Source organism: uncultured Clostridium sp. (assembly GCF_947039605.1).
In the GTDB taxonomy this organism is placed as follows: domain Bacteria; phylum Bacillota; class Clostridia; order Clostridiales; family Clostridiaceae; genus Sarcina.
In genome coordinates this window covers 1-13,378 of sequence record NZ_CAMQZG010000069.1, presented here as the reverse complement: position 1 = coordinate 13,378, position 13,378 = coordinate 1, and the positions used below count along the sequence as shown (strand labels likewise).

General features: G+C 26.9%; 23 protein-coding genes. 19 read left to right on the top strand and 4 right to left on the bottom strand.

The genetic code is table 11. The features are described 5' to 3' along the window. Positions 1-86: 86 nt before the first annotated feature. Positions 87-1,607, bottom strand: coding sequence for a recombinase family protein (locus tag Q0V24_RS15990; protein WP_297522997.1), 1,521 nt, complete (start codon positions 1,605-1,607; stop codon positions 87-89). 204 nt (positions 1,608-1,811) lie between these two features. Here Q0V24_RS15990 and Q0V24_RS15985 point away from each other — a divergent pair, with 204 nt between their 5' ends. Both Q0V24_RS15985 and Q0V24_RS15980 read left to right on the top strand, forming a co-directional pair. Continuing rightward, a complete protein-coding gene (locus Q0V24_RS15985; protein ID WP_297522995.1) occupies positions 1,812-2,312 on the top strand; it encodes a type II toxin-antitoxin system antitoxin SocA domain-containing protein in 501 nt (166 codons plus the stop codon). Positions 2,313-2,325: 13 nt separating this feature from the next. After that, positions 2,326-3,174, top strand: coding sequence for a hypothetical protein (locus tag Q0V24_RS15980; RefSeq protein ID WP_297522993.1), 849 nt, complete (start codon positions 2,326-2,328; stop codon positions 3,172-3,174). Between the two features lie 40 nt (positions 3,175-3,214). Here the strand turns inward: Q0V24_RS15980 and Q0V24_RS15975 are convergent, their stop codons facing one another. Then, positions 3,215-3,667 carry an ImmA/IrrE family metallo-endopeptidase gene (locus Q0V24_RS15975; protein WP_297522991.1) on the bottom strand — a complete coding sequence of 151 codons (453 nt, stop codon included), beginning with the start codon at positions 3,665-3,667 and terminating at the stop codon, positions 3,215-3,217. A 17-nt stretch (positions 3,668-3,684) separates the two neighbouring features. Further along, on the bottom strand, positions 3,685-4,125 hold the full coding sequence (locus Q0V24_RS15970; protein ID WP_297522989.1) for a helix-turn-helix transcriptional regulator: 441 nt from the start codon (positions 4,123-4,125) through the stop codon (positions 3,685-3,687). Between the two features lie 228 nt (positions 4,126-4,353). Between Q0V24_RS15970 and Q0V24_RS15965 the strand changes: the two genes are divergently transcribed. The 6 genes from Q0V24_RS15965 (at position 4,354) to Q0V24_RS15940 (ending at position 7,679) form a co-directional block, all read left to right on the top strand. Further along, the gene (locus tag Q0V24_RS15965) at positions 4,354-4,575 is read left to right on the top strand and encodes a helix-turn-helix transcriptional regulator (protein WP_297522987.1); all 222 of its coding nucleotides are present in this window, start codon (positions 4,354-4,356) and stop codon (positions 4,573-4,575) included. A gap of 11 nt (positions 4,576-4,586) precedes the next feature. Beyond that, a complete protein-coding gene (locus Q0V24_RS15960) occupies positions 4,587-5,315 on the top strand; it encodes a BRO family protein (protein WP_297522986.1) in 729 nt (242 codons plus the stop codon). Between the two features lie 170 nt (positions 5,316-5,485). Next, positions 5,486-5,788 carry a hypothetical protein gene (locus Q0V24_RS15955; protein ID WP_297522984.1) on the top strand — a complete coding sequence of 101 codons (303 nt, stop codon included), beginning with the start codon at positions 5,486-5,488 and terminating at the stop codon, positions 5,786-5,788. A gap of 70 nt (positions 5,789-5,858) precedes the next feature. Further along, positions 5,859-6,788: a phage replisome organizer N-terminal domain-containing protein gene (locus tag Q0V24_RS15950; protein WP_297522982.1), complete on the top strand. Its 930-nt coding sequence runs from the start codon at positions 5,859-5,861 to the stop codon at positions 6,786-6,788. After that, a complete protein-coding gene (locus tag Q0V24_RS15945) occupies positions 6,751-7,464 on the top strand; it encodes an ATP-binding protein (protein ID WP_297522980.1) in 714 nt (237 codons plus the stop codon). Before Q0V24_RS15950 ends, Q0V24_RS15945 begins: the two co-directional genes overlap by 38 nt. 11 nt (positions 7,465-7,475) lie before the next feature. Beyond that, complete coding sequence (locus Q0V24_RS15940) at positions 7,476-7,679, top strand: hypothetical protein (RefSeq protein ID WP_297522979.1); 204 nt, start codon at positions 7,476-7,478, stop codon at positions 7,677-7,679. Positions 7,680-7,974: 295 nt separating this feature from the next. On the opposite strand, the gene Q0V24_RS15935 is transcribed toward Q0V24_RS15940, so the two are convergent. Next, complete coding sequence (locus Q0V24_RS15935) at positions 7,975-8,322, bottom strand: phage holin family protein (protein ID WP_297522977.1); 348 nt, start codon at positions 8,320-8,322, stop codon at positions 7,975-7,977. 300 nt (positions 8,323-8,622) lie between these two features. Between Q0V24_RS15935 and Q0V24_RS15930 the strand changes: the two genes are divergently transcribed. The 11 genes from Q0V24_RS15930 to Q0V24_RS15880 all read left to right on the top strand — a co-directional run. Then, a complete protein-coding gene (locus Q0V24_RS15930) occupies positions 8,623-9,174 on the top strand; it encodes a tyrosine-type recombinase/integrase (protein ID WP_297522975.1) in 552 nt (183 codons plus the stop codon). Positions 9,175-9,308: 134 nt separating this feature from the next. Next, complete coding sequence (locus Q0V24_RS15925; protein WP_297522973.1) at positions 9,309-9,647, top strand: recombinase family protein; 339 nt, start codon at positions 9,309-9,311, stop codon at positions 9,645-9,647. A 5-nt stretch (positions 9,648-9,652) separates the two neighbouring features. Beyond that, positions 9,653-9,799: a hypothetical protein gene (locus tag Q0V24_RS15920; RefSeq protein WP_297522971.1), complete on the top strand. Its 147-nt coding sequence runs from the start codon at positions 9,653-9,655 to the stop codon at positions 9,797-9,799. A gap of 11 nt (positions 9,800-9,810) precedes the next feature. Further along, positions 9,811-9,984 carry a hypothetical protein gene (locus Q0V24_RS15915; protein WP_297522970.1) on the top strand — a complete coding sequence of 58 codons (174 nt, stop codon included), beginning with the start codon at positions 9,811-9,813 and terminating at the stop codon, positions 9,982-9,984. After that, a complete protein-coding gene (locus Q0V24_RS15910) occupies positions 9,948-10,250 on the top strand; it encodes a hypothetical protein (RefSeq protein ID WP_297522968.1) in 303 nt (100 codons plus the stop codon). The genes Q0V24_RS15915 and Q0V24_RS15910 overlap by 37 nt, the downstream gene beginning before the upstream one ends. A gap of 48 nt (positions 10,251-10,298) precedes the next feature. Further along, entirely contained in the window at positions 10,299-10,562 is a 264-nt protein-coding gene (locus tag Q0V24_RS15905) for a hypothetical protein (protein ID WP_297522966.1), read from the top strand. 10 nt (positions 10,563-10,572) lie between these two features. Beyond that, entirely contained in the window at positions 10,573-11,151 is a 579-nt protein-coding gene (locus Q0V24_RS15900; RefSeq protein ID WP_297522964.1) for a hypothetical protein, read from the top strand. 2 nt (positions 11,152-11,153) lie between these two features. Continuing rightward, positions 11,154-11,351: a hypothetical protein gene (locus Q0V24_RS15895; RefSeq protein WP_297522962.1), complete on the top strand. Its 198-nt coding sequence runs from the start codon at positions 11,154-11,156 to the stop codon at positions 11,349-11,351. Between the two features lie 40 nt (positions 11,352-11,391). Further along, positions 11,392-11,631: a hypothetical protein gene (locus Q0V24_RS15890; RefSeq protein WP_297522960.1), complete on the top strand. Its 240-nt coding sequence runs from the start codon at positions 11,392-11,394 to the stop codon at positions 11,629-11,631. Positions 11,632-11,684: 53 nt separating this feature from the next. After that, the gene (locus Q0V24_RS15885; protein ID WP_297522958.1) at positions 11,685-12,206 is read left to right on the top strand and encodes a hypothetical protein; all 522 of its coding nucleotides are present in this window, start codon (positions 11,685-11,687) and stop codon (positions 12,204-12,206) included. 104 nt (positions 12,207-12,310) lie between these two features. Beyond that, a partial coding sequence (locus tag Q0V24_RS15880) for an SH3 domain-containing protein (protein WP_297522957.1) occupies positions 12,311-13,378 on the top strand: 1,068 nt, incomplete at its 3' end.

The following is a 13,378-nucleotide window of genomic DNA, read 5'->3' as shown; positions in this document are numbered from 1 at the left end:
TCTTGGCTTTATTTATATATTCTTTAAATACATATAACAACGAGTGGGTAATGAATTACCTAGGAGAGGTTGTCTATAAACCTATCCTAAAGTAATTTCCTAGGTTGAGTGTTAATAACAATAGTGTTATCTGTGCTTTCAGCCTTGGTATATTCTATTTTATGAACTAATCTTTTTATAATAATATTTTTGTATAACACATCATCGGTATTATATAATGAAATTAAAAGTGATTTAAATTCTTCAATATTTTGATCATCAGAGGTTAGTTCTTTTTCATTTTGAATAATTTCTTTAATTTTAATTGTTTCTTCAATTATAGTTTCAGTTCTAGTTTGAATATTACTAGACCTATCTAAGAAAGTAGTATCATCATAAATTCCACGTTCTAATAAATCAAATAGTTTTAATTTTTGTTCTGTAAGAGCAGTAACTTCTGAACTTAAAGTTTTTAGCTGCTTTTGATAAATTTCAACTTTAGGATTTATAATATTTTTTTCATTATTAGCAAGTGAAAGCATATAAGAAGTAATATAGTTATTTAAAGATTCAAGTATAAGTTTTTCTACTATATCATATCTAGAACTTTTATTCCCACATTTATAAGTACACATAACTCTTTGTATACCTCTTAGTTTTCTAGCTACTAATGACTTACCACAGATACCACATTTTAAAACACCAGCAAAAGGATTTACAGGTTTGTTAGTAAGCTGGTAAGGAATATGATATTTATTTTCTAAAATAGTATTGGCATCTTCAAATATTATGTTATCAATTATAGGCTTATGTTTACCATCAGCTATAATCCACTCTGATTTATCTCTAGTTCTAGTATCTTTAACTTTGTTAGGATCTAAAGACTTTCTAATATCTTTTTTCTTCCAAGTAATCTTACCTATATAAACAGGATTTCTTAATATTGTTAAAATAGAGCTTGAAGAAAATTTATTACCAAGCTTAGTTTTATATCCTAAAGAATTTAAATGTGTTGCAATATTTTGGGCACCACTATTATTTGTATAAAGAGAAAATATAAGTTTTATTATCTCAGCTTCTTCTTCATTAACTTTTAAAGTTCTAAATTTATTGATGTGATGTATATCATATCCTATTGGTGGGTTAGTAGCGATATAATTACCATCCTCAACACTTCTAACTCTACCACCTTGCATTCGCTTATTAATCATCTTAAGTTCTTTACGACTCATAAATGCTTCAAATTCAGTATACTCTTCATCAAAATCATTATTTAAATCATAAGTTTTTTGTGGTGTTATTATTTTAGTATTACTTTGCTTAAAAGCTTTTAATATCATTCCTTGATCCTGCATATCACCACGACCAAGTCTTTGAATATCCATAACTAAAACACCAGTATATTTCTTCTCTTCAACTTCTTGAAGGAGTTCTAGCATTTTAGGTCTGAAAAGCAAGTTTTCACCAGATACTATTTCTTCTTTAATTTCAGTTATGTTTAAATTATTGATTTTTGAAAATTTTAAAAGAGCTTTACGATGTTTGGATAAAGTTTCACCTTGTCCAAGTGATTTCTCAAGTTCTTCATCAGCTCTTGATTTTCTTAAGTAAATACAAATACTGCTCATAGATAACCTCCTAAAGGATATGTTAAGTATAATTATATAAGATATAGACTATATATTCAATTTGCCATAAAAGAGTATTGAAAAACATTTAATTATTAATATAAAAGTTAACTTCAACAATAGAGAGTAAGAATAAATTAAGTAGTTAATTATCCTAAAAAATGTTATAATTATCCCTATAGAGAAAGAAAGTAGGTGGATAATATGGGATATAAAGCACTAGATGTTGCTAGATATATAATTAATTATTCAGATGAGAAAAGTATAACAATAACAAATTTAAAGTTACAAAAACTTTTATATTATATTCAAGCAGCTTTTTTAGTAGACAAAAAAGAGAGTACTTGTTTTGATGAAGATATTATTAATTGGGAGTATGGACCTGTAGTTGCAGAAGTTTATAATGAATTTAGAGCTTATGGTAGAGATATATTACCTAAACAAGAAACGTATACAACAATATACTTTGATGAAATTAGTCATAACATAAAAATGGATGAAAAAGTTTTTGATAATAGTATAATCGTAGCTTATGATAAAGATATTATAGAAAGAATTATACATAAATATGCTTCTTTATCAGCTTTTGAATTAGTTCAAAAAACTCATAAAGAGCTTCCTTGGAAAGAAAGTATAAGAAATAGTATTATTCAAAATAAAAAAATAAAAGAGTATTTCATAGAAAATAAAGAAAATATATCTTAGGAGAAATCATTTAATGTCAGTAACAATAGAACGAAGTAAAGTTAAAGATCTACCAATAAAACAAATATTAATTAAGTTGAAAAAATTTGATAATGATATAGAGGAAGTAGTGAAAGATTTAATTACTTTTTATTATAAAAATGGAAGACACAGATATTCATTAATATCACAGTTTTTAATTGAAAATGCATATAATCAAGATGTATTAGAAGGGCTTTTAATTAGAATAGATATGATTGAAGATTTTTTAAATTCAAATACAAATTATATCAATGAGTGTGTTAAAGAATTTAAATATGATAATACTAAGATAAATTTAGGCGAATTTGAAAAATCATTTAGAAAATTAAAAGATCATATAGAATTAGAAGATTACAGAAATAAAGCACTTAAAAGTGAGCAAGAATCTTTTGTAAGAAGACAAACACAAGAATTACAAGGTGCTATAAATGCTAGTGCACAAAATTTTATCAATAAAACAGAAGTGTTAGAAAATAAATTAAATACAGGATTTATATCAATATTGGGTATTTTTGCAGCAATTATAATAGCATTTTTTGGAGGTATATATGCAACAGTAAATATATTTTCATTAATAGCTAATCCTAAAATTTCATCTTGGAAAATAATATTTTTTGGATGTTTAGCAGGGATAATAGTATTTAATATTATATTTATGTTTTTATATTTTTTATCAAAGTTTGTAGATAAAAATTTAGCTTGTAGAAAAAATAGATTGAGTGAAAGCGATCTTAAATGGTATAAAATATTATTTTGTGATTATCCAATAGTAACATGGTTTAATATTGTAATGCTATTAATTATAATTACTTCAGGTATAATTTTTAGATTTCATATATAAAGATAGACTAGAGTTAAAAACTTTAGTCTATTTTTATATTTTAAGATATTTTTAAAACATTAAGTGGAGAAAATTTAATTATGAAATTATTGTATCTAGTAGATAAACCATATTTACAGTAATAGTGTTTCATAGATTCCTGTAAAAAGTCTACTGTAACATTTAAAAATTCAGCAAGTTCAAACTTATCAGTTACACCATATTTATGAGCATTAATGATACTTGTTAAAGGTATCATCTTTTCATAGCTCCAACTCCTTGCAAGGTTCTCTTGCTTCCTATTAGTTAAATTAGATTGGTCTAATATATCACCAACTGTTAATAAGCAATGCCCTAATTCTTCAGCTAGAACACAGCCTTTTTTGATTGTACTAAGGTTAGTATTAATTGCAATACGATTACCAAAGCAAAGTCCTTCTTTAGTCTTTAAGTCTAATTCTCTAATGATAACATTCATATTATCACTTTCAAATAATAGTGTATTATAATCCAAAGCTGTCACTCCTTAAATTACTTCCATAGATTATCATTTTTCATTAAATCTATGTCGTGTTGATATTCTTCTTTTGTAAAATTACCTTCTTTTTCATGAGCAGCTATTGGAATAAGCTCAGCAGCAAATTCTGTATTATTATATTTTGAAATTTGAGATAAATCATCAATGTATTTAATTGCTTGTGATTTACCTAAAGCATTTAATTTATTTAATTTAGTTAATAATTGCTCATTTAAAATATTTTCAGTTTTTTGTGAATTATCATTAGTTAATAATTCGCTTAATTTTATATCTAGTGCATTTGAAATATTTTTTAATGTATCTAAACTTGCATTGTATCTATCATTTTCAATATCAGCTAAATAAGAACGTGAGATATTTGCTTTTTTAGCTAATTCAACTTGTGTAAATTTCAAATCTTTTCTAAGTTTTTTAATTTTACTTCCTAAGTTCATATTACTACCTCCTGTCGGCAATACCGACTATCTATAAATATTATAACAATAAAATAGTCGGAATTACAAATAGTTATTGACGGTAATACAAGTAAAACTATCAAAAAAAGAGGAAGTTAAAGGAATATTAATCTAATCTTAATAAAACGTCTAAAAATAGAACTAAGTTTAATTTACAAATTGACGGAAATACAATACAATTAGAAATATCAGGAGGACATGAATTATATGGAATTAAAAAATAGTATAGGAAAAGTAATAAAAAGTGCAAGAAAAGAAAAAGAAATAACACAGTATGAATTGGCTGAAAGAGTAGGAATATCAAGAACATATTTGTCTGATATTGAGTGTGGAAGATATATACCTAGTGTAAATAAATTAGTAAGAATATCTATTTTTTTAGATTTAGATTTAAATTTATTTAAAAATGACGGAAATACAAGTGTATAAAGGAGAGCAGAATGAATAAACTTATGAATTTTAAGAATAAAGATTTTATAGATATAAGAAGTATGAAAATTAATGGAGAAATTTGGTTTGTAGCTAAAGATATTGCTAGAAACTTAGGATATAAGGATCAAGCATCTTCTTTAAAGAGACATGTTGATGAAGATGATAGAGGGGTGGGTGAAATACCTACTCCTGGTGGAATTCAAAAAATGAGACTAATAAATGAAAGTGGACTTTATAGTTTGATTTTAGGTTCTAAATTACAAAGTTCAAAAAGGTTTAAGAAGTGGGTTACATCAGAAGTTCTTCCTAGTATTAGACAGAATGGTACTTATGAAACTAAAAAAACAACTGAAGAAATAATGATTTACCAATTAGAAGAACAAAAGAAAATAAAAGAGCAATTAAATCAAGTGAATTGCAGAGCCTTGAAGCTAGAAAGTAAGTTTGATGATTTACCGCTTTTAGCAATAGATAGTAGTGAACTTACTACTTTAGCTAAAAGAAAGATAGTTTCTCTACTTGGTGGTAAAGGAGCACCTGCATACAAGGTGTTTAATAGAAAAGCTTTTAGTGATTTATATCATGAACTTCATAGACAGTTTGATGTAAATAAAATTTGTGCAATTAAAAGAAAAGATTTAGATGATGCAAAAAGAATAGTTAGTAGTTATTTATTACCTATGAAATTGAAAGGTGATATAGAAGTTACTAACAATCAAATGAAAATAGTTATATGAATTTATATTAGAAAGAAGGTAGAAAAATGAATTTTGTTATTAAATGTAAGGCTAAGGATTTACAGGCTACAATTATTAAAACTTGGATTGAAGCTGAGAAATTAAAAAGAAATAAATCAAGTCATTAATTCTTTAACGATAGAATAAATTTAAAATAGGGGGTGTTTGACATGGGAAAAGTGTGGTCATATAAAACTGATGAAGGCGAGGCACTTATATTTGAACCTGAAAATAGAGATATAGTTGCTGGACAAAAAATAATAGATGAAGAAGTAGCACCAATATTAAGAAAGATAGCACAGGAAGTAGAAAGAGCTTATAAAGAAGCTTGTAAGACACATGGAAAAGATTACTCTTTTGAAGAGTTCTATAAAAAAAGATGTGAAGATAGAGGAATTCCAGAGATGTTAGCAAGAGCCGAAAGAATAGGTTTAGTTGATGTTACGGAAAAGTATAAGCAAAACAGGGTTTAGTAGCCTTGTGATATAAGTATAAAAATATATAGACTTCATATTTTATTATATGAGGTGATAGGAGCAATATATGTCTGATAATAAAAAATATTATTATTTAAAGTTAAAGGATGATTTTTTTGATAGTCCAGAAATTAAAGTTTTAGAGAGCATGACGAATGGATATAAGTACTCTAATTTATTATTGAAGTTATATTTAAAGGCATTAAAGTTTAATGGAGCACTAAGACTTAATGAGTTTATACCATATAGCATAGAGATGGTTGCAGCAATTACTGGTATGGATATAGATACGGTAAAAGTAGCCTTTGAATTATTTAAGCAGCTAAAGTTAATAGAAGTCTTAGATGATGGAACTATTTATATGTTAGAAATTCAAAACTTTATTGGGACAAGCTCTAGTGAAGCAGATAGAAAACGTAAATATAGGATAGAAATAGATGCTAAAAAGAACAAAGAAATATTAGTGGGACAAATGTCCGGACAAATGGCGGACAAAAATCCACCAGAGATAGAGATAGAGATAGAGAAAGAGATAGAGATAGAGATAGAGATAGAGAATAGAGATAAGAGTATAGAGGGAGAAATAGAAAATAGTAAAACTATTCCTGATAATCTGCAACAAGTAGCAGATGCTTGGAACTCTTTAAATATAACAAAAATAAAATCAATAAAGAGTACTAGATTGAAGTTATTAAATTCAAGGATTAAAGAATATGGAGTAGATGTAGTAATAGAAGGAATTAATAGCATAGCAAAAAGTAGTTTCTTAAGAGGTCAGAATGATAGAAGCTGGATAATAAGTTTTGATTGGTTTATTAAACCTAATAATTTTCAAAAAGTTTTAGATGGTAATTATACAGATAAGGAGGCTAAAGGAAATGGTAGCAGCAATAGACAGAATAATCAAGGACAGGCTGAGTTCAAGGGAACAGATAGATCAAGTGAAGTCAAACTTAGTGATGAAGAAAGAGCCAAACTTGAAAGTGAACTCATGTAGTAAAGAATATTGTAGTAAGTGTAATGGGACAGGCTTTATGTTAAATGAAAAAAATAACTCATATTCAAGATGTGAGTGTTATAAGATGGCTAGAATAAAAGAAATGTGGGAACGTAGTGGAATATCATTAGGGGATATGGATAAGAGCTTTAAAGAGTTTACTCCTTGGAATTCATTAGTTGCTGAGATGAAAGAACTTTGTATGCAGTATTATAAAAGTTTTGATGAAATAAAAAGTACAAAACAAAATTCATTGTTACTTTGTGGTAATCCTGGGTGTGGGAAAACACATTTAGAGTTAGCCTTGGCAAATAACTTTGTAAAGAATAAAGGAACAAAGGTTATTTATATGCCTTATAGGGATGTTATTACATCAATTAAACAAAGCTTGATAGATGAAGTTAATTATCTAAAGAAAATCACTAAGTACAAGGAATGCGAGTTATTGATGATAGATGATTTATTTAAAGGAAAGATTACAGAGAGTGATATTAACATAATGTTTGAAATTATAAATCATAGATATTTAAATAATCTACCAATGATGATTAGTACAGAGTTTAATTCAGATAGAATACTAAACTTTGATGAAGCTCTTGGAAGTAGAATAGTAGAAATGTGTAAAGGTCATATGAAAGAAGTAATAGGCAGAGAAAATAATTATAGATTGAGATAGGAGTGCAAAAGATGGATTTATATTTTGGAATAAAAGATTGTGATAAAGATTGGGTTGGAGGATTTAAGCTATCAGATTTAAAAGTTAATAAAGACATAGCAATAGAAAAGGTCCTTGAAAACAAAGAGGTATATCTACGTATATTTGAAGATGCCATTGATATGGAAGTAGTTAGTAAAGAATTCTATGAAAAGATAGTTGGTACAGATGAATAAGCACCAGAAAAAGATAAGTAAGAAAATAAGAAAATTATTAAGGTTAGAAAAAGAGATTCTAGGAACTGAAAGAGTCAGCTATAAAAGAATGAAAAAGTTATATAAAAAAAGAGCTATTAGATTAGCCCTCTAATAGCTCCAAGGCTTAAGTAAATAAGCCACAAAGAGTAACTAGATTATATAACAAATAAGCTTAAAAGACAAATTAGGAAGAAAGGATTCAATAAAAACAATATTTTATAAATAGCAAAGAAAAGCCATGAGGTGATCCTCACAGCTTTTAAAATTAAATATTTTAGTTATCATTGTTGAATACTAGATGGAATATTGTTGTTATTACTGATACAAGAATAGCTAGTCCTGCTGATGCCCAAAATCCATTTAAGGCAACTCCAGTTATAACTTTATCAGCTAACACTACTATTATTACATTGATTACCAACGAAAATATTCCAAAAGTCAAACAAGTTATAGGTAATGCTATTAGGTTGAATATTGGTTTTAATACAGCGTTGAATATTGTAAGTACTATTGCAAACTTGACTATACCAACTACGCTTTGATATTCCCCTAAATGTAGATATTTTATTCCTATAAATGTTGCTATGAATATTATTATTATATGTCCTATAAATTTTTTCATATCCTAATCTCCTACTGTCTATTTCATATTTACTCAATAAAGATTTTTATATGTATTTGATGTTGTCCACAACTATCAGTATGGTTTATCTTTAGTTAATAAATTCCTCTTATTATAAAACTTTATGAAGTATTATTCAATAAAAATAATTATAAGGAAATAGATAGAAAGAGATAGTGTAAAAAATAAGAAAGCTACTAGATAGCACAACCTAGTAGCTTTAATAAGAACATGAGTATCGTTATTTGATTTGCGGTATGTAGATTATACAGCAAATATAGGATAGAAGGAAGTGTTTTTATGAATATAGTTGAACCTATAAGGGATGAAGAAAAAATAACAGATATAGAAAATTATTTGAAAGTTAAAAATGAAAGAAACTATATATTATTTTTAGTTGGGTTGCATACTGGACTTAGAATAAGTGATATTTTGAGACTCAGAGTATCAGATGTTTATAAGAAAAGTACTATTTATTTAACTGAGAAGAAAACAGGTAAAAGAAAAGTAATTGCAGCATCTAACAAAATGAAGAAAGCTCTTAATGCATATATAGAAAAACATAATATGCAGCAAGAAGATTATTTAATTAAAAGTAGAAAAGGATTTAATAGTCCAATAGGTAGAAATATGGCTTATAGAATTATTAAAGGAGCTTGTAATATCTATGGGATAACTAATGTTGGAACTCATACACTTAGAAAAACTTTTGGGTACAAGCATTATCAGAAATATAAGGATATTGAAGAGCTTAGAAAGTATTTTAATCACTCTAGTTCAAGTGTTACAACTAGATATATTGGACTTCAACAAGAGGTTATGAATAAGCAAGTTAAAGATTTATGGACTTAAAAATGAAACAAAACGAGATAAGGTTTGCATTCAAATATAAGAGTGCAGTTAAAGCCTTGATTTTACAAAGCTAAAGGGAGGTTATTGAATGATACACAATCATACGATAAGTAACATTCATATAAAAAAGAAATATGCATGTTGATGATATAAAAAACAAGATAATAGTTTATGAAAAATTATTAGAAATGATAGATATAAGTCCAAGCTCTTTGGAAGAAGAAATATTTTTAATGTATGCACAGTTTGGAAAGGTAACAGAGGTAGCAAGGCATTTAAACGATAAAGGATTAAGATTAGAGGGAATGTATCAAAGAACTAGGAAATACACCTCAGATGATGTTACAAGGGTGCTAGAAGATAAAAGATATAAGGACCTAATTAATTTAAAGTTATATAAATTAGTTTTGAAAATAAAAGCAGCAAGAAAATTAACAGATGAAATTATATTAGCTGTATTTAATGAGGAGTGAAATAAATGACTAAAGAAGAATTTGTTGAAAAGGTTATGCAGGATCAATATTTAAGAAAGCTACAAAAAAGAAGAAAGTTTTTATGTAATGATGCTGATGTTCACAGTATAAATTCAACTAAAAGAACTCAAATATACAATATGAAAAGATAGGAGTGAGTTTTATGAGAAATAGAAAGGTAGATTATAAAACTAGATTAGAAATAAAGAATCTTTATATAGATGGTTATTCAGTTAAGTATTTAAGCCAGAAGTTTAAATTACATCCACAAGTTATTGTGAAAATAGCTCAATCAAAAATATGTTTGATGATGGAAGAGGTAGAAAAGTGGAAATAACAACAGGAATGAAAAAAGAAAGTAATGGCTGGGAATATTATGAGCTGAAAATGAAATTAGATTCAGGTAGAAATAAAAAAGAAATATCAGGATGCGATGATCCAGTCTATTATAGAAATGCTATTAGAAATTTATTGAAAGAAGCAAAAGAAAATAATTTAAATATAGAAGTGAAAGATGAGTACTTAATATTTAGTAATGAGTTAGGTGATTATGGAGATATAGCAAATGAAAGAGTTGTTATAAATTTAAAAAGATATATTTAGTTTAAGTCGACATTGTTCCCAATTACGAAGTGAAAGGTGGAAATAAGAATGAGTTTTGGATGTATGAGATGCAATAAAGATGGTTGCAATGGATTAGTTTTATATGAGGATGCTGATTATGATATCAGAGAAGCAGTTACAAATGGAGAGTGGACAGTTGATAATGATTTAGAATGTGATACTTGTGGTAGAAAATTCAAAGCAGTAGTTACACATACTTATATCTATGAAGATGAAAAAACAGGTGATTTTGAAGAATTAGAGAGTGCTTGTATAACTGAATGGGAAAGAAAAAGAAATATGAGATTTTAAAGGAGTAGTTATGAAAAAAGAAGATATAAAATTTTTAAAAGAATTGCAGAATGAAATGAGAACACAAGTAACTGATTATCAAGCTAGTCCTAGATACTGGACAATAATGCAGGAAGAAAAAGAATATTGGGTTGATGATAGTATAGACGGAATATTTATTTATAGTAATGATGATGCAGAATGCTTGTTTGAGGGTGAAGAATGTTCAAAAGAATTTAAAGCATGGTTGGGTGAATTTGTTAAAGAAAGAACATATCAGAGAGTATGTTTTGATGATGTGTGCACAGATTTATCTTTTGAAGTTGAAGAAAAGGAATATTATATCGATGGAGCAGTCGAGCTAGAAAGCTTTTTAAATGAATTTTGTGATTGCAGCGTATCAGTTGGATATTATAGAAAAGTTGATAAAGTTATGCCAAATACATTTTTCTTAACTAAAAGAGAGTGTGAACACCATTTGAGAATGAATAAACATCATTATAATGAAACCGCTCATACTTATGCTATGACTGCGTGGAGAAGTCCTCAAGTAGCTAGATTATATGAGGTTTTAGAAAATACTAATTGGGATGAAGTTAAGGAGGAATAAAAATGAAAAGAGAGGAAGTATTGAAATACATTAAAGAAATGGAAGAAATGGAAGCATATATAGTTGTGTTATTCACAGATGGAATGTTGCTAATAGAAGAGTATATTTACTATGATGACAATTATAATTTAGATAGTGATTACCTATATTTTGATGATAATAAGGTGGAATTAAGTAACATTGTGGAAATTAATATGTAAGCAACATTGATTTCTTTTACGACAGGATGGAGGTGTGAAAATGTTTGAGGGTGAAGTTATAAATAAAATGAAAATGCTATTTAGATTTTGCAGAAAATATAAGTATAAGTTTATAAGAATAATTCTGAAAAATGGTTGCGAAGTATTGGTTTCAACAAAATCAACATTTATTTATAAATTTGTAAAAAATAAAAAAATTGAATTTTGTACGCTTGAAGAAGATTCAACTTTTTTAATTATAAATTGTTTAGATATAAAAGAAATAGAGCCAGTAAAGTGACAACATAGAGGGATTTGTAGACAAGTCTAAAAGTAAAGTACAAAGGAGAAAAAATGAAAGAAAATATTTTCAGAAAAACAGAGAAAAAATTATATAATTATTTTGATAAGGATAAATTAATAAATAGTTATAAGAATAAGATAAAGTACTTAGATGATTATGAGTTAGAGCTAGAAGAAAAAATAGTAAATATTGATATTGAAATTAATGCTGATATAAAAGCGATTAGCTATGAGGAAAGAGTACAGAGCAGTGGAGATGGAATTGGATATGCTGAAAGATTAATGATTGAAATGATAGATGGATTAATATATGAAAAGTGTAGAGTGAAAAAAGAAATATTAGAGTTAGAAACTAGAATAAGAAGATTAGAATCAAATAATAAAATAATAGAATCTAATCTTTTTATGTTAAAGAATGATTTTCAAAAGTTTATAACTAATAAATACAGAGATAAAAAATCAAATAGAGAAATTGCAACAATAATGAATATGAGTGAATCAACAATAACAAGAATGAAAAAGCAAACTTTGAAAGTAATTAATAGTTGGGAAGAAACTTTATTTTATATATAATAAAAAATTCATTTGGTAATTTTAGTATTGGAAATATTTTTATAAATGGGTGTTTTATAGTATTATAATATGTATACGTATTAACAATATTAGGAGGAAAACATATGAAGAAGAATAAAATACTGGCTATTATTATATCAGGTGTAATGATAGTGACAGTATCAGGTGCAATAGGACAAACTAGAAAGGATTCAAAAGAAAATATTATTTTGAAAAAAGTAAATAATACTTTATTAATAAATAACAATACAAATTATTCAGTTAATGCTTGTGTTGTTAATGGTAATGGTAGATTAGTACTTACTAATAAAAATGGTGAGATAGCATCATATTTATCAGTTGGAGAAATGTTGAAAATACAAAGTGTAGAAGGAAATAAATCCTTAGTTACAGTAGAAGAAACAGGAGCTAAAGGATATATAAATAATAGTAATAAAATAGATATTAACAAAGGTGATATTAATAATATAACTAGAATGAATAAAGATGGTTATATTATTAATGTCAGTAATGTAGTTAACTTACGAAAAGGACCATCAATGAATTATACAGTATTAGAAGCTCTCAGTAATAGTACGCATGTTAAGATAACTGGAAAAACAGATCAATGGTATAAAGTAGATGTTAATGGAGAAAAAGGATATATATTTGAAGAGTATGTAGGCGAAAAAAATATTTCTCAATCAAACCACAGTTTGAAAGATATTTATACAGTTTCAAAGGTTAATTCAGTAGCATTACCACATAGTAATAATTTAAGTGATATTCATATAACTCCAAATATTAAATCAATAGCCAGTGATGGAAGTAAAATAGTTTCATCAGCTAGTAAAGCTAAAGGTGATGTTCACATAATACCAGTAAATAAAGCAGTGGAAAGTACAACAGACAGTTCAGATAATACATCAGGACATAAAATTAAACCAATAGTTAGTGATGGGAGTAAAATAGTTTCATCAGCTAGTAAAGCTAAAGGTGATGCTCACACAATGCCAGTAAATAAAGTGGGGAAAAGTACAACAGATAGTTCAGATAATACATCAGGACATAAAATTAAACCAATAGTTAGTGGTGGAAGTAAAACAATTTCATCAAATAGTAAAACTAAAGGTGATGTTCACACAATGCCAGTAAATAAAGTGGGGAAAAGTACAACAGATAGTTCAGATAAT